Genomic DNA, 22,649 nt, shown 5'->3' with positions numbered 1-22,649 from the left:
TTGAAGCTGAAAATCTACAGCAAGCTTTAAGTGCAGAACTCACAGCTCACACTGATGGAACTGTAGTTTTAAGAAGCGATAAAAGTGTTCCCGTTCAATATGTGGTCAATGTGATTGATGCTATAAATGGAATCAATAAGCAAAGCGGACAAAAGCATAAGGTAATTTTAGCAACCAGTCCAGCAAAATAAAGCTCGATGAGTCAGGAAATAAAAGATAAAATTAAAGCAGGCTTTGGAACTATTTTGTTCCACGCTTTATTGCTGTTGGCTCTTTTTTTTATGGCTTTGAAAACCCCATTGCCCTTGCCTGAAGAAGAAGGTGTTGAAGTGAATTTAGGCTTTAGCCCAGTAGGACAAAATGTGCAGCAAGTTCAGCCCGAAGAAATTCAGGCACCACCGCCCCAAGCTGTTCAAGAAATTATTGAAGAAGTGATAGAAGATGTTGCTGATGACGCTCCAGCCGAAGAAATTATTGAAGAAGATACGGAAGAAGCTCCTGCTATTGCGGAGAAACCGGAACCTAAAAAGGAGTCCAAAAAGAAAGTTGAAAAACCGATAGAACAGCCCAAAGAAGAGAAAAAACCCGAACCTGAGAAAAAGGTTGAACAACCAAAAGAAATTGTGAAGCCAGAACCTGAGCCAGAACCTGTTGTCGACCAGCGTTTGATGTACACCGGAAGAAAAGCAAGTAGCTCTGAAGGAAACGATAATCAACAAGGCGATAAAGGGATGGAAACAGGTGTTCCCGATGCTCTAAATTATAAGGGTCCTGGAGGTTTAGGCTCCAATGGTATTTCCTATAATCTTGGAAACAGAAAGGCAAGTACTTTACCAAAACCCACTTATAATTCTGATGATCAAGGACGGGTAAATGTAAGTATTTGGGTGGATAAAAGCGGGCATGTTATTCGGGCGGAGATTCTACAAAAAGGTACAACGGTATCCGATATTAGTTTACGAAATATGGCCAAACAAGCTGCTCTCAAAGCTATATTTGCAGCCGATCCTGAAGCTGTAGAAATTCAAAAAGGAACCATTACCTATAATTTTATTAAGTTGAATTAAGAAAGATTTAAACTTTTCCTACGCTCGGCTTACTTTGTAATTAAGTCGTAAAACATAAAAAGTTGAATTACAATTCGGGGCGCGACTTAGAGTCGCACTCCGAATTGGTAAAACTGTGCTCGGCTTAATTTCCTGATTAAGTCGTAAAATACAAAAGCCGAATTCAAAGTCGGGGCGCGACTTAGAGTCGCAGTCCGACCTTATTGCTTTAACTAAGCCAGTATTAAAAGTCCATCCAGATTCCTTATCTTTATCCTTTCATTTTAATCTCTTGCTATGCATATTAAAACGCTTTTTCTTGCCTTGTTTGTTTTTTTCTCAGCTAATCTCAATTTTGCACAAGAAATTTTGCCTACTCAAAAAGGCAATCTAAAAATTCATCCCATTCAGCATGCCAGTATGGTTTGGGAATGGAATGGTTTAACGCTGTACATCGATCCTGTTGGTAATCCTACGGTTTATAATTCTTTTGCTAAGCCAGATATGGTTTTTATTACACACAGTCACGGCGATCATTTTAGTAAAGTTACACTTGATGGAATTAATGCCGAAGGTGTTCCTTTTATTGTTCCCCAAGAAGTTGCAGACAAACTAGACGATAAATTTAAAGCCAAACTTTATATTCTGCCAAATGGCGAAAACATTGAGTTATCTAAAATTTCTATAAAATCTGTTCCGGCCTATAATTATCCAAAAACAGAACAAACATTTCATATTAAAGGTGTCGGAAACGGGTATATTTTAGAGCTTGGCGGAAAGCGAATTTATATTAGCGGAGATACAGGAAATATTCCCGAAATGAATGAAATTGAAAATATCGATGCGGCTTTTTTGTGTATGAATCTTCCCTACACTATGGATGTTGATGATGCTGCAAAAGCAACACTGATTATTCAACCAAAAGTAATTTATCCATATCATTATAGAGGAAAAAACGGTTTTAGCGATTTAGATAAATTCAAGGCTTTAGTTGCGGCTGGAAATTCAGAAATAGAAGTTCGTATTTTAGATTGGTATGGAAAATAGCCCGTACAATAGCTAATTCAAGCCGAATGTCGGGTAAATGTCGGGTAAATGAAGTGGCGTGTTCGCTGAATTTCAATCTACTTTAGCAGAAAAAAATTATGGAAGATATTGGAGCTAAAATTAAAGAATTAAGAATCCTTAAAGGACTAACTCAAGAAGAACTTGCAGAGCAAACAGGTCTTAGTGTTCGGACTATTCAGCGTATTGAAAGTGGAGAAGTTGATCCGCGTACTTACACTTTAACGGCTCTTGCGCAGGCTTTAGAGGTAGATTTAGAAGTCTTAACAAGCAAGAAAATTAACAGCCCTAAAACGTTTTCTCAAGATGCCTACAATTGGGTTATTCTTATGCATTTAAGCGGAATCTTAACTTTTGTTTTTCCGCCTCTTCTTATTTGGTTATTCAAAAAGGAAGAGCTAGCGGAGTATGAACAGCATTTCAAAGATATTATGAACTTTCAGCTTTCAATTTTTATTTATTTGATTGCTTCTGCTATCTTGCTGATTGTTCTGATTGGTCTTCCTTTATTGATCTTTATCGGTCTATTTAGTCAGGTTGTGATTATAATCAACACCATAAAAGTAATGAATCACCGAGCTTATCATTATCCTTTGACTATACAAATTTTAAAATAAATTGTTTTTTCTTATGAGTAAGGATTTCACTCAAAGAGAAACCCTTGCTTAACGTTTAAACTTATGACCTTTTAAAATACGGTATCCTGACCAAGCTTATTTGTCAGAGAAAAATTATATTATCCAACATAATATAAAGATATTATCGAGTAAAGATATTTTAATAAGAGCGTGACTTAAAGTTACAGTTTGAATTGCCTCAGAATTGCCTTAAAATTTCTTACTTTTGCGCCTTAATCAGAAAAAGAAATACAAAATGAATTTTGTTGAAGAATTACGTTGGAGAGGAATGATCCACGATATCATGCCCGGAACTGAAGAGATAATGGAAAAGGAAATGATTTCGGCTTATGTAGGTATCGATCCAACTGCCGATTCTCTTCATATTGGTCATTTAGTTGGTGTGATGATGCTCAAGCATTTACAAATTGCAGGTCATAAACCATTAGCACTTGTAGGTGGTGCAACCGGAATGATTGGAGATCCTTCGGGCAAATCGGAAGAACGAAATTTATTGGACGAAACAGAACTTCGTAAAAACGAAGAAGGACTGAAAAAACAACTTAAGAAATTTTTGGATTTTGACTCTTCCGAACCTAATGCAGCCGAATTAGTTAATAATTACGACTGGATGAAAGAATTTTCTTTCCTCGATTTTATTCGTGATATTGGTAAGCATATTACCGTTAATTATATGATGTCGAAAGATTCGGTTAAAAAAAGAATTGGTGAAGAATCAAAAGCAGGTATGTCTTTCACGGAGTTTACTTATCAGCTTGTACAAGGAACAGATTTCTTACATCTCTATACCGAAAAGAACTGCAAATTACAGATGGGTGGTGCCGATCAGTGGGGAAATATTGTAACCGGAACAGAACTTATTCGCCGTAAGGCAGGAGGAAAAGCTTACGCTTTAACCTGTCCGTTAATTACTAAAGCCGATGGTGGTAAATTTGGGAAAACCGAAAGTGGAAATGTTTGGCTCGATCCCGAAAAGACAACTCCCTATGCTTTTTATCAATTTTGGTTAAACACTTCCGATGCTGATGCCGAGAAATACATAAAGATATTTACTTTGTTTTCTCAGGAAGAAATAGCCGAACTAATAGCACGCCATAATGAAGCTCCTCATATGCGTGAGTTACAGAAAGTGTTGGCAAAAGATATTACCATTCGTGTTCATTCCGAAGCTGATTATGAAGCCGCTATTGAAGCCTCTCAAATTTTATTTGGTAAAGCAACAACAGAAGCTTTAAGAAAACTTGATGAACGTACTTTTTTAAGTGTTTTTGAAGGCGTTCCTCAATTTGAAGTTAGTAAAATCGATTTGGAAAATACTATGGGAGTGATTGACTTTTTAGCCGAGAAAACTCAAATTTTTTCATCTAAAGGTGAAGCAAGAAGAATGCTTAAAGATAACGGGGTTAGTATAAATAAAGCTAAGGTTAAAGATAACTACTCCATAAGTCCTGACGATTTACTAAATGAAAAATATATTCTTATCCAAAAAGGGAAGAAAAATTATTTCCTAGTCGTTGTGAGTTAGGAGTTTTATTCGGCTTATTTTTTTTGTGTTTCTTAAGGATGTTTTTACACCATCTTTGCGAATACTCTATCATTTTTATTTTCACATAATCTTCGTAGAAAAAATAGCACTCAGATTCTATTCTTTCTATGTAATTATTAGACTCTACTGAACTTGAATCAGATACCAATCTTTTAAATTTTTATTACAGTTTTATAGATAGATAGTCAGGTGCATACCATTATCGTCAGTTGTTGATTCCTTATAAAAGTGAAACTGACGAACGCTTTTATCGATAACTTTATTGGTCATAATATGTTTTTTTAATTTATTTTTTATTTCAAAATACAATATGTTTTTTATAAATAATGATATACATCACATTTAATAGGCTTTCATATCTGTTTCGTTTTTGTTTCATTTTAACTTTAATAGGGTCTGTATTAAAAGCCATTTCAATATATTTGGCTGAATATAAATCATCTAAAAACAGCGTTTACATATGAAACAAAGCGTCATTATTGTTTTGCTTTTCTTTATGATTCAGAGTCTTGCTTTCAGCCAAAAAGCTGAAAATAATAAAACACAAGCAACTCGTTTACTTATAGAAAACTATACCTTTAAAGCTGATCGAAAAACAAGTGTTCCTGTGGATCACAGCAAATTCGATATTCTTAAACAAGATTTTGCTCGACCTCAAGATGTGACTTTAGCCTGCTTAAGTTGCCATACAGAGCGTCATTCAGAATTGATGGTTAATAACCACTTTACTTGGGACAGAAAAGAAAAAATTCTTAATCACGGACTTATTTCTGTTGGTAAAAAGAACATACTAAATAACTTTTGTATTGGAGTAGAAAGTAATGAAGTAATGTGTAGTAAATGCCATGCCGGATATGGTTGGGTTGATACTACCTTTAACTTTCAAGCAAAAGAAAATATTGATTGTTTAGTTTGCCATGATAAAACAGGAACCTATAAAAAAGGAATGGGTGGAATGCCAACACCACAAACAAATCTTAATTTAGTAGCTCAAAATGTTGGTCTTTCTTCAAGTCAAAATTGTGGTGCTTGTCACTTTGCTGGTGGTGGAGGTAATAATGTTAAGCATGGCGATATGGAAAAAGCAATGCTTCATGCCGATCGCAATTTAGATGTGCATATGGCCAAAGAAGGTGAAGATATGAATTGTACAGAATGCCATGTTACAGAAAATCATAATATTACAGGTAAATTATATGCCCTTTCCAGTGAAAATAATGATAGGGTAAGCTGTGAACAATGTCATACCGATACGCCACATAAAAATAAAATACTAAACAAACATACTGATCGTATAGCTTGTCAGACTTGTCATATTCCAACTTATGCCAAAGCAAACCCAACTAAACTTTGGTGGGATTGGTCAACGGCAGGAAAATTAGATAAGAATGGTAAAGTATTTGAAATTAAGGATAGCATAGGAGATGTTGTCTACTTTTCGAAAAAAGGAAATTTTAAATGGGGTCGTAATGTAATACCTGAATATCGTTGGTTTAACGGTTTGGCAGGACACCATTTGGTTACGGATAAAATAGATACTATTCCCGTACAGCTTAATACTTTAGACGGATCTTATGCAGATAAAGGGGCACAGACTAAATCGCTTGCACCATCAAAAATTTGGCCGGTAAAAATCATGCGTGGAAAACAACCTTATGATACTGAATATAATACTTTACTTCAGCCAAAAGTAGTTGGGCCAAAAGGCAGCGGAGCATTTTGGGCAGATTTCGACTGGGCTAAATCGCTTGAAAAAGGAACAGAATATATTCATCAACCTTTTAGTGGAAAATTTGGTTTTGTAGAAACAGAAATGTATTGGCCATTAAATCATCAGGTTGCTCCTGCAGATCAAGCCTTAAAATGTACCGATTGTCACGCTCGTGGAGATGAAAGTCGTTTAAGCGAATTGGATGGTTTTTATATGCCCGGACGTGATCACTACGAATGGTTAGATTATTTAGGAATAATACTTTTAGTATCCACACTCGCAGGAGTTTTAATACATGGAGGTTTGCGTATTTTCTTCCGTAAGAATGTAAGTCATTAATTAAAAAATAATTTTTTATGAAAATATATATATATAAAGGTTTTGAGCGTTTTTGGCACTGGACTCAGGTTTTATTAATGATTACCTTGGCTTTAACGGGATTTGAAATACACAGCTCTTATAGTTTGTTTGGATTTGAGAATGCTGTAAAATTACACGGAGTAGCGGCTTGGGCTTATCTTATACTAATAGTTTTTGTTATTTTCTGGCACTTTACAACCGGTGAGTGGAGGCAATATAAACCTACACTAAAACTTCTTAAGGCACAGGTAGATTATTATATTACAGGTATTTTTAGAGGTGCCGAACATCCAACAAGAAAACTTATTTATAATAAATTTAACCCCCTACAGCGTCTTATTTATTTGGGATTAAATATTTTAATTATTCCTGTTATGGGAGTTACCGGTTTTGCATTTATGTATTTGAATTATCCAAATACAACATTTGAACTAAGTAGTTTAGATCTTGTTGCTCTTATACATACCATCGGCGCTTTTTCGGTAGTTACATTTATTATTGCACATGTTTATTTAACTACAACAGGTCATACACCTTTGGCAGCAATAACAGCAATGCTAACAGGATGGGAAAAGGTAGATCCTAATGATGCTCGCGCAATGGTTGTTAATGAAATGGAAGTCGTTTTAAAAGCTACTGAATCTCATTTAAAAACCGATGATCATAAAAAAGAACTTCTTGATGAAGCCTTAGAAGAAACTGAAAAATTTTTGGGGATGAAAAAGGAAGAAAAATTCCAAAATGTGATTGCTAAATCGGGTGCGGGATATTTCAGAATTAATAAATTGGGTTATTATGGTGCTGTAAACGATGCATGGATACGTCTTTATAAATACGATTCTGCTGACGAAATTATTGGAAAGCATTATTCCTTAAGTCGTACAAAAGAAGATTTTGCCGAGTTGGAAAAAACCTTTAATCGGGTATTGCAAGGAGAAACTATTCCTCATGGTGAAGTAAAACGTGTTTGTAAAGACGGATCTTTAGGCTTCCATACCGTTACAATGACTCCTGTAGTTATGAACGGAGAAGTAGTAGGTGTTGAAGGTTTTATTTTAGATACAACTGTACGCAGATTAGCAGAGAAAGAGTTAATGGAAAATAAAATACTTATGGAAGAGCTTCTAAAGAAAAAAGAAGGTTAAAGGAGTAATCCATTTAAAAAGTTAATCAATAAAAAAGGGATGAAATTTCATCCCTTTTTTATTGATTATTTATTTGAGTAATTTATCTATTTGATGTTTAAATTCAGATAGACGATCTTTTTCGCAATGATTGGAATAAAGAGCTGCAAAATCAAAAGTATTTTCTCCTTGATTTAAATAAGCTAATGAAGCATCAAAATGATTGAATTTACAGTTGTACTTAATTTCCTCTATTAGTTTTTCAAATTCACTATAATCAATTGTGCGAGGAAGCTGAATAAAATATCTGTTTGGTACTTGTTCATCTTGATAAATGCACTCCCCAATTTTATTTAGTTTAATGTATTTTTTGTGTTGTATAAAACTATAGTATGTATCAACTTTTTTATAATTTAAAAACTCTATTCCTTCAGCTTTTAAACCATCAATCAAAGGATAAATATTATCTATTTGACTTACTCTAACTCTGATACATTGATAATTTTTATTAAATAACTTCAGCTGACCGGGAGAAGCGTAAATAGTTAAATTTTGTTTTTGAATAATTTCGCTACTCTTGCGTAAAACCAAATCCTGAAAACACGGAGCGGGTCTTTTAACAATTATATACAAATGTCTATCAAATTGACGATGTTCATTAATGGGAAAGTTAGCTTTAGAATAATAACCCGGTGCCGAGTTAGATTCTAAAATCATCCATTCATTTTTTCCTTTGGGATTAAAACCAGTTAATTTAAGCGTTGTAAAAAAACATAGATAACCCGATTTTGGTTGCGTATTCATAACTACTAATATTTTATGATATAAAGATATATAGTTTTTTGCTAAGTTTTTTAAACTTCCTTTTTTAAAAACCATTCTAAATAAGCGAGAAGATATGAATTTATAATACTCTTAATATAAGGTTATTATGTGCTTTTTCTTTTTTCTTTTCTAAATAATATTTGTGGTTTTACTTTTTTATGCCGATAAAAAACAGACTTTTAATAAATCATGATTCTAATTTTTTAAGTCATTTTTAAATTTTTCTAAATAATATCTCGGATTATAGCCCTTATAAATTTATAAAATGCAGTGTTCTAATAAATTAGAATGATATTCGCTAATACTTCATTTTAAATATCAATCCAAATATTGATATATGTCAGTTTATGTATGATTTATTTCATTTTTTGGTCTATTGTATTTGTACTCCCATTACTGTTATTCAATTAACGATTTATTTAGTTTTGTTGTGAATCAATTAACGAGTATTAAACACAGTCGACTAAAATTTAGATTATGAAAAAAACCATTTACTTCGTACTGATTATTCTGTTTCCAATTTCGGCTTTATTTGCAGCTCAAAGCAATGAGGAAGAAACAGATAATCAATCAACGATAAAACTAACAAACTATGTGAGAAAAGCCGATCGGGTAAACCGAAAAGTTGTTGATCACAGTAAGTTTGCAGTATTGCAACAAGATTTTAAACGACCACAGGATGTTACTTTAGCCTGTTTGAGTTGCCATAATGAAAGACATACTGAAATTATGGCTAATAACCATTGGACTTGGGAACGAACCGAAAAACTTAATGGTCGTGGAGAAGTTTCTTTAGGAAAGAAAAATATTCTCAATAACTTTTGTATTGGCACTTCCTCAAATCGAGAAACCTGTACTCGATGTCATATTGGTTACGGTTGGAAAGATGAAACTTTCGATTTCAATAAAAAAGAAAATATTGATTGTTTAGTTTGTCATGATCAATCAGGAATTTATAAAAAAGAACCCGGAAAAGCAGGCTATCCTTATGAGGGAATTAACCTTAACATAGTTGCACAAAGTGTAGCACCACCGGAAAGAGCCAACTGTGGCATTTGTCATTATTGGGGAGGTGGTGGAAACAATGTAAAACATGGCGATTTAGATAAAGCTATGGACAATTGTTCCACAGAAATTGATGTTCATATGGGTACTGATGGCGAAAACATGAGTTGTATAGAATGTCATATAACAGAAAATCACAATATAACCGGCAAGCTTTATGCACTTTCATCAGAAAATAAAAATCGTATAAGCTGTGCACAATGCCATACCGAAGCTCCACATAAAGACGATTTATTAAATAAACATGGTCTTCGTATTGCATGTCAAACCTGTCATATTCCTTTTTATGCTAAAGCTAATAGCACTAAAATGTGGTGGGACTGGTCAACTGCCGGTAGATTAGATGAAGATGGAAATACAATTCACGAATCTGATGCCGATGGAAATCACAACTACCTCTCTATTAAAGGTTCGTTTGTATGGGATCAAAATGTAAAACCGGAGTATTACTGGTTTAACGGCTTAGCCGATCACCATTTAATTACAGACACTATTTCCGAAATTCCTGTTCAAATGAACACTCTTGATGGTGCATATTCCGATAAAGGAGCTAATTGTAAAACCAAAGGATGCTCAAAAATATGGCCTGTAAAAGTACATCGTGGAAAACAACCATATGATGTAATAAATAATACACTCGTACAGGTTAATACATATGCTAAAAAGAAAGGAGAGGGTGCATATTGGAAAGACTTTGACTGGAATTTGGCTATTGAGAAAGGAATGGAATACGTTGGTTTACCTTATAGTGGCGAATACGGTTTTATTGAAACGGAAATGTATTGGCCTCTTAATCATCAAGTTAGTCCCGCAAGCCAATCTTTAACCTGTATTGAATGTCACACAAATAGTACCGACGGACGATTGGCCTCGCTTACTGATTTTTATATGCCCGGAAGAGATTCAAACGCTTGGATAGATAATATCGGATTAATCCTGATTATACTGTCATTTATTGGAGTTGTTATTCACGGTGGTCTACGTATCCTTATGCGTAAAAATTGCTTACACGATTAATATAGATAAGAAACTATTAAACAAGAAAAATCAAAAAAGATGAAAATATATATTTATCAAGCATTTGAAAGATTTTGGCATTGGATGCAAGTTCTTCTAATTTTTGCATTAGCCATCACCGGATTAGAAATTCATGGTACTTTCGAGATTCTCGGATATAGAACAGCCGTTTGGACTCATGATACTGCTTCTTGGACACTCATTATATTGGTTGTATTTGCAATTTTCTGGCATTTTACCACAGGGGAGTGGAGACAATATATTCCCACAACCAAACTCTTAAAAGAGCAAATAGAATATTATATCACAGGCATTTTTAAAGGTGCTGAACACCCTACTAATAAGTTGGTTTACAATAAATTTAATCCTTTACAACGGTTTACTTATTTAGGACTTAAAATGTTAGTTATACCTGTGATGGGAATTACAGGTCTATCGTATATGTATCTCAATTATCCTAATCAAGGCTTTCAGCTTGCGGGCTTGGATATTGTTGCGTATTTACATACCGCCGGAGCTTATTTCCTAATAGTATTTGTTATCGTTCATGTTTACTTAACCACTACCGGACATAAACCATTATCGGCTATTATAGCTATGATTACCGGTTGGGAAGAAGTGGATGAAAAAGGAGCCAGAGCCATGCTTGCTAATGAAATGGAAGTAGCATTAAAAATCACAAAAGCCCGCTTAAAAACAAGTGGTGATAAAAGTGATCTATTAGATAACGCATTAGCAGAAACAGAAGAAAAATTAGGCATGAAAACAGAAGAAAAATTCCGTGATGTGGTAGCCAATAGCGGTGCCGGATATTTTAGGATAAATAGTAAGGGTATTTACGAAGAAGTAAATAAAGCTTGGGCTTCCCTTTATAAATTTGACTCTATAGATGACGTAATAGGAAAACATTATTCTCTGAGTCGTTCTCCTGAAGAATTTAAAGAATTAGAAATCACATTTAAAAAAGTACTAAAAGGCGAAACAATACCTCATGGTGAAGTAACGCGTATTTGTCAGGATGGATCCGTAGGGCATCATACTGTTACTATGACTCCCGTTGTACACAATAAAGAAATTGTTGCTGTTGAAGGTTTTATTCTTGATACAACAGCTCGTCTTTTAGCAGAAAAAGAGTTGCTCGAGAATAAAATTCGTTTAGAGCAGCTTCTTGCCGAAAGGGATAATAAATAATTAAAATATTTCAATCGATTTTTAAATAAAGACATATACTGATGAAAACAAAAAACATATTAAAAATTACTGTCTTTGTCCTTATCGGACTTATGATAACAGCTTGCAGCACAAAAGAATCATATCAAAATGTTGATGAATTACTAGCACAAGTAGCACCAAATGTTACTGAAATAAGTGTTCAAGAATTACATCAACTATTTGATGATGGCGAAATTATTGTTCTTATCGATGTTCGCGAGCCTAATGAGTTTAATCCTGGCTATATTCCAGGAGCCGTAAATATTCCTCGTGGATTAATAGAATTCAATGTTTTAAAAGATGAATTCTGGGAAAATCAATTCCTTTATCCTCCCCTAAAAACCGATTTAGTAGTGGTGTATTGTAAAAAAGGCCACCGCGGTTTGTTAGCTGCAGACGTGCTTCAAAAATTCGGTTTCGAAAATGTTAAATGGTTAAAAGGCGGATTTAAAGCATGGGAATTAGCTTATCCTGATGAGCAACTAAAAAATCTAGAACAAGTTCATGATACAGGTGGCGAAGTAGGCGGTTGCTAAGCCCAATATCAAAAAAAAATAACAAACCAATTGTATAGTCTAATAAAATAAATACTATGAAAAAGATTACAAAATTAATGCTTGGGTTATTAATTATTCCCTTGCTCGCACTAAATTCCTGTAAAAAGGATAAGCCTGATGCTCCGGATGTAGATCCAAGTTTAAGTTTCAAGACAATGAAAACTTATTTGGTAAACAATAATATGGACTTACCAAATATCTTGGATGGCTGGATTACAACAGCTGACGCTGTGAATACTCTAATGACCGATGGTGATGATACCAACGATTATTACATTATTGATATTCGTTCTGCTGCCGATTATGATGGAGGGCATATCCCTGGTGCTGTAAATGCAACATTAGAGACTCTACTCAATCAAGCAAGCTCCTCCGGTGGTAAACCTATTCTTGTGGTTTGTTATACCGGGCAAACTGCCAGTCATGCAGTTGTTGCTCTTCGTTTAAGTGGTTATCCTACAGCCAAAGTCCTTAAATGGGGAATGGCTGGATGGAATTCTGCTTACAAAGGATCATGGGATGGTGGCGTTGGAGACAATGGTGCTGCTAACTGGACTGCTGCTCCTGGAGATATTGTCGGAAACAACAATCACGGCGATCCTCAATACACAACTACAGCTACTGATGGTGCTGCTATTTTAGCTGAACGTGTTGCCGCTATGCTTTCTGGTGGATTTAAAGGAGTAACTGGTGCTACAGTAGCAAACACACCCAGCAACTACTTTATCAATAATTATTGGGCTCCTGCCGATATTGAGCATTATGGTCATATTACAGGTGCGCATAATATTCTTCCTCTTAGTCTTGCTGGAGGCGAATATGCCAACCTTGATTATTCAAAACCCGTTGTTACCTATTGTTGGACAGGTCAAACGTCTTCCATGATTACTGCTTATCTTACCGTTTTAGGTTATGATGCATACAGCTTAAAGTTTGGTGCAAATAGTTTAATTCACTCTTCTTTAGAAGCCCATAAATGGACTGATGCTGAAACTCGTGATTATCCTGTTGTTGTAAGTGGTGCTCCTGCCCAAGAAATTCTTACAGATTATCTTGTGGCTAATGATATGGATTTGTCGGATATTATTGCAAGCGGATGGATTACAACATCAACAGATGTGTATACAAAACTTACCGATGCTGATGCAACTAACGATTATTATGTAATTGATATTCGTGGTGAAGGTGATTATAATGCGGGTCACATTGATGGTGCGGTTAATTCAACACTTGGTAATATTGTAACTGCTGCAGAAAATGCTGCTGGAAAAACAATTGTTGTTGCTTGTTATACCGGACAAACCGCATCGCACGCAGTTGTTGCGCTTCGTTTAAGTGGTTATCCTGATGCTAAAGTTCTTAAATGGGGAATGAGTAGTTGGGACATTAGCCTTGCCGGTGCTTGGAACACAAACACGGGAAATTCAGGAACTACAAGTTCTAATTGGACTGCTGCTCCTGGAGCTTTAGCTGCTGATGCTACTTTTGATAGCCCAAGCATCTCATCTGCTTCTACAACAGGCGAAGGAATACTTGCTGAACGTGTTACTTATATGTTAACCAACGGTTTTAAAGGTGCAACTAATGCCGATGTTTTAACAACACCAAGCAACTATTTTATCAATAATTTCTGGGCTGCTACCGATGTTGAGCATTATGGACATATTTCAGGTGCTCACCGTATTAGTCCACTTACTATTGAAAATGGTGAAATAAATAAATTAGATCCTTCTAAACAAATAGTTACTTATTGCTGGACTGGTCAAACATCCTCTATGATTACTGCCTATTTAAATGTAATTGGATACGATGCGCTAAGTCTAAAATTTGGTGCTAACGGTATGGTTTATGACGCTTTAGGATCACACAAATGGAGTGCATCAGAAGCACAAGGTTACCCTTTAGTTGCATCTAAATAATAAACTGTTTTTTATAATTGATAACAATTAAAAATTAAATAAAATGAAAAAGATTCTATCAATAATATTACTAACTATTCTTATGGCTCCTGCTGGGCTTTTCGCTCAAGGATGTATGGAAGCTTCTTCCGACGACGGAGTACAGGTTGTTGGATATATTCAAGGTCAATATGAACATCAATTCCTTGGCGATGGCGTTAGCCCAATTAACGGCTTAAAAGCCGAAAACAGTTTTTATTTTAATCGCGCACGCTTAGGTGTAGTTGGAAATATTCCTTACGACTTCTCTTATTATGTAATGACGGAATTTAGCCCAACAAAAGGCGGCCCCTATTTGCTTGATGCCTTTATGACTTACAAACGATTAGCCCCTTGGATTAATATAACCATGGGACAATTTAAAACCCCTTTCGGATTAGAATTATTAACGCCTTGTCAGTCGTTAAATACTGTTAATCGTTCACGTGTAGTAAGCGAATTGGCCAGTCCTTTCCGCGATCTAGGTATTATGATTTGGGGTGGCACAGGTGATAAAGAATTATTTGGTTTAAAAAACACGAATGTATTGGCTTGGAAATTTGCTTATACAAATGGAACTGGCATGAATTTAAAGGATAACAATAAAGGCAAAGATTATACTGCCCGCCTTATTTTCTCTCCTCTTGCCGGAATAAGCATTGGTGCTAGTTATAAATACGGTACTTTAAAGCCTTCTGACCCAACTATGGACGATGATGTTCGGAAAAGATATGGATTTGATATTTCCGTGGAAAAGAAGAATTTCCTTATACAGGCAGAATATATCAACGGCAATGACCAAGGTTCTACTTTAGTTGGAGGTGGTTGTGGATCAACACCAACATTAGTTGTCGGAGATTTTGTTAAGAACGGTTTTTTCGTACAAGCTCTTTATAAAACACCGTGGAATATTCAACCTGTAATAAAGTTTGAATCTTATGATCCTGATGCCGATATTGATTTTAACAAACAACAAGACTGGACTTTTGGTTTTAACTATTACTTTAATGAGTGGACACGATTACAAGTAAATTATGTGTACAAAGCCGAGGAAAGTTCCGATACTGTTTTAGCTGATTGGCATGAGGTAGAAAACGATTTTTTTGTACTGCAATTACAAGTTAAATTTTAATATATAATTCAAGAGGTTTTTTTGGAAAACCTTTTTTAAAAGCTTAAAAAATGAAAAATACAAAACAAATTTATGGCCTTATTCTAGCATTTCTCTTCCTTGTTCCTTCTTTATTTGCTCAAGGACTATTCGATGCTAAAGGATATGCTAAAGCCGCTAAGGATAAAAACGTTAAAGTTATATCTGTACAATCGGCTAAAAATTACAGAGTATCACATTTGCGTAATGCTATTAATATCGATTTAAAAGCACTTACCAAAGAAGGTAAACCGGAAGGTGTTTTAAAACCTGCTGCTGATGTTGCTCAATATTTAGGCGATCATGGTATTTCTAATACCAATACCATTATTGTTTATGATGATGGGAATAATAAATATGCCGGACGCATGTATTGGATTTTAAAATATATGGGTGTTGCCGATGTGAAAATTCTACAAAAAGATATGAAAGCGTGGCGTGCAGCTCGTATACCACTTACTCCTGCACCAACAAAAGCTAGTAAAGCTAATTTTACAGCTAATACAGACGCTTCAATTTTTGTTGATACTGAATGGGTAAAAGCTAATTTAAAAAATGCTAATGTACTTTTTGTTGATGCTCGTGCTCCAAAAGAATATATGGGTACCGATGGTAAAAGTCCCGGTCATATCCCCGGTGCTATTAATTTAGAGTGGAAAAGTTTTGGAAAAGAAGGTGGTGTGTTAAAATCTAATGAGGAAATAGTAAATATGTTAAATGCTGCCGGAATAACATCTGATAAGACTATTGTATTTTATTGCGGTACAGCTGTTCGTGCAGGATTACCTTTCTTTGTGTTAAGCTCTTTATTAGATTATCCTAATGTAAAAGTTTATGATGAAGCTATGAATGGATGGAGTTTTGATTCAGCAAACCCTATTGAAAAATAAATTTTCTTATAATTAATTTTGTAACAAAGCGAGAAGTTTAAACTTCTCGCTTTGTTGATTTTTGTCATAAGTGTTTCAATAATTTAAGATTATCAACTAAAATCCTTGAATTAAAAAACCACCATCTACCGCTATACTTTGTCCGGTTATATAACTTGCAGCCGGCATACATAAGTATGCAACTAAACTCGACACCTCTTCAGCTTCAGCAATTCGTCCCATAGGTGTATGATCCAAAATGTCTTTATAATAATCTTTGTCTTGCAAAAGCTTTTCTACCAATGGGGTTTTGGTGTACCAAGGCGCTACCGCATTAACACGAATTCCATCTTTTGCCCACTCAACGGCTAAATTTTTGGTTAATTGATGAAGAGCAGCTTTGCTCATTCCGTAGGGAGGACCGGTTCGTAAATGTGTAAATCCAGCAACAGATAATAAATTTACAATTGCAGCATCTTTGGTTGCTTTTAAAAACGGATAAGATAATCGTGACATTTCAAAATTAGATGTCATGTTGGTAGCCATAATATATTCGTATTCTTCTAAAGAAAATTCTACGGCTTTTTTTCTGATATTGGTTCCTACATTATTTATCAATAATTCAAAACTGTCCCATATTTCTGCTATGGCTTTAAATAAATCACTTCGCCCGTCTTTTGTACTGACATCAGCAGCAACCCCAAAAGCTTTAAACCCTTGTTGTTTCCATTCTTCTATTTTTTTATTGATTAGATTTTGGTCTCGGGCTACTATAAAAACTTCTCCTCCCAAATCAAGTATTTCGTTAGCAACAGCTAAACCAATACCCTTAGTTCCTCCTGTTATCACAGCTCGTTTTCCATCGAGTCGCCATTTGTTTTTATTCATATTAAAATAGTTTTTGATTAATTACTATAGGGTAAATATGGCTTAATGCTTCGGCTAAAAGTATTATGATAAAACCCCATTCGTTTTTTAAATTTACCGGTCTTAATAAACCATAAATTAAGCCAATAAAGGGTAAAAATAAACTGTACCATATCCAATGAGCACCGGGTAAATGATTTATTAAAAATAACCAGTAAATCACCGTAGGTAAAATAATTAAAGTAATAACTATTCGTTTTGTGGGACTAAATTTTTTATAAAACAAAGTATATAATAATGCTATTGTAGCAGAAATAAGAAAGACTGACAATCCAATTATTATGGAACCGTTAAGTTTAAGATAGGCCAAGACAATACCCACTATTAATCCAATAGTTACCAAAGAACTAAAAATGTGTTTATTTCTAGCAATCCAATAAAGGCCCCAAAGCGAAGCTAATCCTAAAATTATTATATCTGTTCTCATGATGGAATATGTTTAGGGAACTGTAAAATAAAACTCGTTCCAATATTTTCTTTAGATTCAAAACGAATATTTCCGTTTACATTTTCTGTCATTCTTTTAACCAAAGCCAAGCCGAGTCCCATACCTCCTGTTTTTGTTGTAAATCGAGGTTCAAAAACATAGGGTTTTTCTGCTTCCGAAATACCACATCCATTGTCTGTAATATTGATTACAACATTATCATAATGTGTAAAAAGCTTAATATCAATCTCTGCCGAACTTTTTTCTGTCATCGATTGGATGGCGTTTTTTATCAAGTTATTTAATATTCTGATAAATTGATTACGATCGGCTAAAATAAACACTTCCGCCTCGGGAAATTGAGTCTTGAAATGAACTTGATTATGACCTATAAACAGATCTATAGTACTTTTAAGTAAAGATTTAACCGGTATAGATTCGGTTTTAATCTGTTCCATAGCTGCAAAACTGGAAAACTGCGATGCAATATCCGAAAGGATATCAATTTGTTCCGTTAAGTTATTTGCAATTCGTTTTAATTTTTTATCAAAATCCTCTCTATTTTCATTCCAAGACTTTTCAAGGTATTGGATATTTAGTTTCATTGGAGTAAGAGGGTTTTTAATTTCGTGTGCAATTTGTTGTGCCATTTCGCGCCAAGCAGATTCGCGTTGAGAACGAGCCAATTTTTCGGCACTATCGGCTAATTCTTCAACCATACGATTATATTCAAGAATTAAAGCTCCAATTTCATCTTTCTTATTCCATTCTATTTTTTCATTTTTAGTTTCAAGCCTTACTCTTTGTATTTTTTCTTTCAATAATTTTAATGGTTTTGACAGGTAATTAGAAACTAAAATGGTTAATGCTAAAGTGAGTAAAATTAAAAACATATAAATGTTGAGGTAAGCCACTAAAAAGCCTGATATTTCTTCTTCTATTTCGTTTTGTTTGGCAAAATAAGGAAGGTTTAAATATGCTGCCGTTTTATTATCAACAGACCGGAAAGGCACATATACCGAATAAAATTCTTGTAAACCAATTTGTTCGTTATGCATAAATTTAGAGCTTTTCATTATTCCTAAATTATAAAATGCATTAGGTTCCATTCTCCGCGAAATTAGCTCTGCGTCAAATAATTGAGGACGAGAACTGGCTAATAAATTACCGTTTAAATCGTATAAATTTATATCGGTAAAAAAGACTTGTGAAAATTTTATTAAAAGGCTTTCCAAATATTCACTTTCATTTTCGTAATCCTCATCAATATCTTGTAATTTATGTTCAAGCTCAATCAAAACCGAGTGTGCTTTTTCCATTAAAACACTTTTATTTTTTTCATCGTTAAGATAATAGAGGTAGTATAAACTGGATAAGCCAATGGTAACAAATGAAAATAATAAAATAGCTACCATACTTATTTGTAGCCGCGACTGATATCCAATATTTAGGTTTGAAAAATTTTGACTTAAATAGATTAATAAAAATAAAGCAGAAATATTTAAGCTGTAAAAAAGAAATAAAAAGGATAGAGAAGCAATTTTCTTTAGCCAAGGAATATTAGGTTTACTTACTAATAAAACATTCTGATTGTCTTGAATATAAACAAAGTGAGAATAGTCTTCAAAAGAAAAGTAATTTTCTTTGGTGATTACGTTCTGTCCGTACGATTCTAAATTTTGTTTGTAATCATATTTTCCAAACCATTCGCTCAATTCTCCATTAAAATAATAAGCATAAGAATAGTTACTAAAAAAGTGTAAATCCCAATTTCTTGCGTTAGATAATAAAGCCGGTATTCCTAATTCTTTCGGTTGATATTTTGATAAAAACTCAACGAATAATTTTGTTTTAATCCCTTTTTGTATAAACTCAATAATTCCGATATAATTTTTTGTCCTAAAATGATGATCGATTAAATAGAGTGTGTTTTCTGCAATAGTATCGCTAGCCTGCTTTATTCTCTCGTCGAAAAAAGGAAAGCAAGGAGTTTCAATATTTTCCGGTAAAACAAGTAACTGACTTTCTGTATCGCAGAAAACCATGCTAATCTCATAGTTTTTAGCAGCATCTAAAAAATATGATTGTTTAATTTGATCTATAATTTCATCGCGTGAATAATCTAAATTATTTAATCTATAGATTAACAAACTATCTGTAAGTAGTTTTTGTTTTTCATTTAAAAAATGATTTTCTAATAAGGGATCATTCTTTAATAAATAAGTAGATAGTCCTGTCTTGCGAATAGTTTCTTCTTTTTGGTTAGATAAATTTGTATAATAAACGCCACTTATAGAAATAAAAAGAAATAGAAAATAAACATTTTGCCAAAATACAGCCTTATTTTTTTTGTAAAACAAATAAAAGACAGATAGAAAATATAGAAATAAAAACAGCTGATTAAATTGACTTATAATACCTTTTTGAAGAGGAAGATACCCAAATAGTAAGGCTGTAAAGAATGAAATAAGAATAAAATATTTTTTATTCTTTAAATACGATAATGTATGCTCAATAAGTTTTTTACTAATAAAAAACCAAGATCCCTGTAAAAACATTATTAGAATAATTACCGTATAGCTGTAGAAACTTAGTTTGGTGATAGCCGTAATTTCCAAATTAATTTGAGAATCGAAAACTAAACTACACAACAGTACATAGAGTCCGTAATAAAGTAACGAAATACTTATAAGTACGGCTAATGTTAAGCTAATTTGTTGAAGTATTGATTTCTGCTTTTTTGTTTTAAAGCTAATAATATAATTAAAATATATAGTTCCGGAAAGTAGCCATATGCTAATCATAAAAAGAGATCCGAGTGAAGTGTGAAGGCTAAGATTGGAATAAAGTTGGGGTTGAAATAATGGGCTCTGAAAAAGGGAAGACGGGAAATTTATACTACTAAAAAACAAAAGGTATATTCCGCTTAAACCGATAAATACAATGGTTTTAGATATAATTGACAGATTAATTATTTTTATTTTTTTAAGTATTACATCAATAGAAAAAACAAAAAAGATATAGGAGAGTAGAAAAATAAAAAAGAGTAAAAAAGGCATATGTCCCGTCAAAAATCTGTTTTCTTCAAAAGTGAAAGAAAACAGAAATTTTCCGTTCAGATCGGTAATCTCGTATTCTCCTCTGTTTTTCGACAATTTTAAGTTGTCTTTTATATCATAAGACTCCAAAAAATAATCGTGTAAAAATTCATTTTGTAAGCTGTAATCAACATGTAAAATATTTATTCCTACTAAAGTGTAATTTTTATTTGTTAGACCTTCTGTAATAAGCCAATGAGGTCCGATTTTCATACAAGAAACAGTATTACTAAATGAGCTGTCAGTCTCAGGAATAAGTAAGTGGTTATTAGTCCAAAATATAAGCTTGTGATCTTTGTATAAATAAAAAGCTAAATTTTCACCATATTCTTGCTGATTGAGTAAGGCTTGTTTTTCAAAAGCAAGAATTCCCTTGGTGTTTAGAATATTATTTAACTTCTGGATTAAAGCAGATCGTTTACTGGAATAATCCGAAATTTTATATTGAAAAGTTGTCTGTACTTCTTTTTTGGTTTGTACTTGTGCATTATTTATACTAAGACTAAGCCCTAAAAAAAACAATACAAAAAAGAAGAAAAAACTAAGGTTGAGAACAGATTTTTTACTCATAACACGAAAATACAATTTTAATTGATTTATCATCAAACTTGAGCTTAAATGAATTCAGAAAAATTAGGTAACTTTGCGCCCACAAAATCAGAAAAATAAAAGAAAAAAATGTCTAACATAACAACACAAACATTAGATTATAAAGTCGCCGATATTAATTTGGCCGATTGGGGTAGAAAAGAATTAGATATTGCCGAGCAAGAAATGCCGGGTTTAATGTCTATCCGAGAAAAATACAGTAAAACCAAGCCTTTACAAGGCGTTAGAATTACAGGTTCTTTACATATGACCATTCAAACAGCAGTTTTAATTGAAACATTAGTGGCTTTAGGTGCTAATGTACGTTGGGCAAGCTGTAATATTTTTTCAACTCAAGATCATGCTGCTGCTGCTATTGCTGCTTCAGGCGTTCCTGTTTTTGCTTGGAAAGGCGAGACTTTAGAAGAATATTGGTGGTGTACAAACCAAGCCTTGAGTTTCCCTGACGGAAAAGGTCCTCAATTAATTGTTGATGATGGTGGCGATGCTACTTTGTTGATTCATAAAGGATATGCAGCTGAAAAAGACGCAAGCACCTTAGATGTTGAAGCAGGAAGTGTAGAAGAAGCAGAAGTGTTGAAGCTTTTAAAAGGCTTATTGAAAGAAGATAATCAGAAATGGCATCGTACAGTTGAAGATTGGAAAGGTGTTTCGGAAGAAACTACAACAGGTGTTCATCGTTTATATCATATGTTTGAGCAAGGCGAATTACTTGTTCCCGCTATCAACGTAAACGATTCTGTTACTAAATCTAAATTCGATAATCTTTATGGTTGTCGCGAATCATTAGCCGATGGCATTAAACGCGCAACAGATGTAATGATTGCAGGTAAAGTTGTTGTTGTTGCCGGATATGGCGATGTTGGAAAAGGTTCTGCTCACTCTATGAGAAGTTATGGCGCTCGTGTTATTGTAACAGAAATTGATCCTATTTGCGCATTGCAAGCATCAATGGAAGGTTTTGAAGTTACCACTATGGAAGAAGCCGTTAAAGAGGGCAATATTTTTGTGACTACAACCGGTAATAAAGATGTAATTACTGCTCAGCATATGAGCAATATGAAAGACCAAGCCATTGTTTGTAATATTGGTCATTTCGATAATGAAATTCAGGTGGTAGAAATGGAAGCATTGCCTGGCGTGGAAAAAGTAAATATCAAACCTCAGGTTGACCGTTATAATTTTCCCGATGGACATTCTATTTTCCTTTTGGCTGAAGGTCGTTTGGTGAATTTAGGCTGTGCTACCGGTCATCCAAGTTTTGTAATGAGTAATTCATTTACCAACCAAACTTTAGCTCAGATTGATCTTTGGGAAAAACGTGAGGAATATGAGGTTGGCGTTTACCGTCTGCCAAAATACTTAGACGAAGAAGTTGCGCGTTTACATTTGGAGAAAATTGGCGTAACGTTAACAAAATTATCTAAGGAACAAGCAGATTATATTGGTGTAAAAGTAGAAGGCCC

At 34.0% G+C, this 22,649-nt stretch carries 18 protein-coding genes; 14 read left to right on the top strand and 4 right to left on the bottom strand.

All coding sequences use genetic code 11. The annotated features are described in order from the left end of the window. From J7K39_11720 to J7K39_11690, 7 genes are all read left to right on the top strand, one after another. On the top strand, window positions 1-191 hold a 191-nt coding region (locus J7K39_11720), incomplete at its 5' end, for a biopolymer transporter ExbD (protein MCD6180560.1). 6 nt (window positions 192-197) lie between these two features. Further along, on the top strand, window positions 198-1,067 hold the full coding sequence (locus J7K39_11715; GenBank protein ID MCD6180559.1) for an energy transducer TonB: 870 nt from the start codon (window positions 198-200) through the stop codon (window positions 1,065-1,067). 276 nt (window positions 1,068-1,343) lie between these two features. Beyond that, entirely contained in the window at window positions 1,344-2,093 is a 750-nt protein-coding gene (locus J7K39_11710) for an MBL fold metallo-hydrolase (protein ID MCD6180558.1), read from the top strand. Between the two features lie 98 nt (window positions 2,094-2,191). Next, a complete protein-coding gene (locus tag J7K39_11705; GenBank protein MCD6180557.1) occupies window positions 2,192-2,728 on the top strand; it encodes a helix-turn-helix domain-containing protein in 537 nt (178 codons plus the stop codon). 256 nt (window positions 2,729-2,984) lie between these two features. After that, entirely contained in the window at window positions 2,985-4,274 is a 1,290-nt protein-coding gene (locus J7K39_11700) for a tyrosine--tRNA ligase (protein MCD6180556.1), read from the top strand. A 481-nt stretch (window positions 4,275-4,755) separates the two neighbouring features. Then, window positions 4,756-6,345, top strand: coding sequence for a tetrathionate reductase family octaheme c-type cytochrome (locus tag J7K39_11695; protein MCD6180555.1), 1,590 nt, complete (start codon window positions 4,756-4,758; stop codon window positions 6,343-6,345). A 17-nt stretch (window positions 6,346-6,362) separates the two neighbouring features. Further along, the gene (locus J7K39_11690) at window positions 6,363-7,511 is read left to right on the top strand and encodes a cytochrome b/b6 domain-containing protein (GenBank protein MCD6180554.1); all 1,149 of its coding nucleotides are present in this window, start codon (window positions 6,363-6,365) and stop codon (window positions 7,509-7,511) included. Window positions 7,512-7,580: 69 nt separating this feature from the next. On the opposite strand, the gene J7K39_11685 is transcribed toward J7K39_11690, so the two are convergent. Beyond that, the gene (locus J7K39_11685; GenBank protein ID MCD6180553.1) at window positions 7,581-8,294 is read right to left on the bottom strand and encodes a hypothetical protein; all 714 of its coding nucleotides are present in this window, start codon (window positions 8,292-8,294) and stop codon (window positions 7,581-7,583) included. 498 nt (window positions 8,295-8,792) lie between these two features. Here J7K39_11685 and J7K39_11680 point away from each other — a divergent pair, with 498 nt between their 5' ends. Genes J7K39_11680 through J7K39_11655 form a run of 6 tightly spaced genes read left to right on the top strand, consistent with a single transcriptional unit; the run spans window position 8,793 to window position 16,143 of the window. Beyond that, complete coding sequence (locus J7K39_11680; GenBank protein ID MCD6180552.1) at window positions 8,793-10,397, top strand: tetrathionate reductase family octaheme c-type cytochrome; 1,605 nt, start codon at window positions 8,793-8,795, stop codon at window positions 10,395-10,397. Window positions 10,398-10,436: 39 nt separating this feature from the next. Further along, complete coding sequence (locus J7K39_11675) at window positions 10,437-11,588, top strand: cytochrome b/b6 domain-containing protein (protein ID MCD6180551.1); 1,152 nt, start codon at window positions 10,437-10,439, stop codon at window positions 11,586-11,588. 41 nt (window positions 11,589-11,629) lie between these two features. Further along, window positions 11,630-12,145: a rhodanese-like domain-containing protein gene (locus J7K39_11670; protein MCD6180550.1), complete on the top strand. Its 516-nt coding sequence runs from the start codon at window positions 11,630-11,632 to the stop codon at window positions 12,143-12,145. Window positions 12,146-12,201: 56 nt separating this feature from the next. Next, window positions 12,202-14,085: a hypothetical protein gene (locus J7K39_11665; GenBank protein ID MCD6180549.1), complete on the top strand. Its 1,884-nt coding sequence runs from the start codon at window positions 12,202-12,204 to the stop codon at window positions 14,083-14,085. Between the two features lie 43 nt (window positions 14,086-14,128). Continuing rightward, on the top strand, window positions 14,129-15,235 hold the full coding sequence (locus J7K39_11660; GenBank protein MCD6180548.1) for a hypothetical protein: 1,107 nt from the start codon (window positions 14,129-14,131) through the stop codon (window positions 15,233-15,235). A gap of 50 nt (window positions 15,236-15,285) precedes the next feature. After that, the gene (locus J7K39_11655) at window positions 15,286-16,143 is read left to right on the top strand and encodes a sulfurtransferase (GenBank protein MCD6180547.1); all 858 of its coding nucleotides are present in this window, start codon (window positions 15,286-15,288) and stop codon (window positions 16,141-16,143) included. A 96-nt stretch (window positions 16,144-16,239) separates the two neighbouring features. Here the strand turns inward: J7K39_11655 and J7K39_11650 are convergent, their stop codons facing one another. From J7K39_11650 to J7K39_11640, 3 genes are read right to left on the bottom strand one after another with little or no spacing between them, the layout of a single operon-like run. Continuing rightward, window positions 16,240-17,010 carry an SDR family oxidoreductase gene (locus J7K39_11650; GenBank protein ID MCD6180546.1) on the bottom strand — a complete coding sequence of 257 codons (771 nt, stop codon included), beginning with the start codon at window positions 17,008-17,010 and terminating at the stop codon, window positions 16,240-16,242. 1 nt (window position 17,011) lies between these two features. After that, window positions 17,012-17,476, bottom strand: coding sequence for a hypothetical protein (locus tag J7K39_11645; GenBank protein ID MCD6180545.1), 465 nt, complete (start codon window positions 17,474-17,476; stop codon window positions 17,012-17,014). After that, on the bottom strand, window positions 17,473-21,144 hold the full coding sequence (locus J7K39_11640) for a HAMP domain-containing histidine kinase (GenBank protein MCD6180544.1): 3,672 nt from the start codon (window positions 21,142-21,144) through the stop codon (window positions 17,473-17,475). The genes J7K39_11645 and J7K39_11640 overlap by 4 nt, the downstream gene beginning before the upstream one ends. 108 nt (window positions 21,145-21,252) lie before the next feature. Here J7K39_11640 and J7K39_11635 point away from each other — a divergent pair. Beyond that, window positions 21,253-22,649: adenosylhomocysteinase (locus J7K39_11635; GenBank protein ID MCD6180543.1), on the top strand; the 1,397-nt coding region annotated here is incomplete at its 3' end.

Source organism: Bacteroidales bacterium (genome assembly GCA_021157585.1).
Taxonomy (GTDB): Bacteria; Bacteroidota; Bacteroidia; order Bacteroidales; family UBA12170; genus UBA12170.
This window is presented reverse-complemented; position numbering and strand designations above follow the sequence as displayed.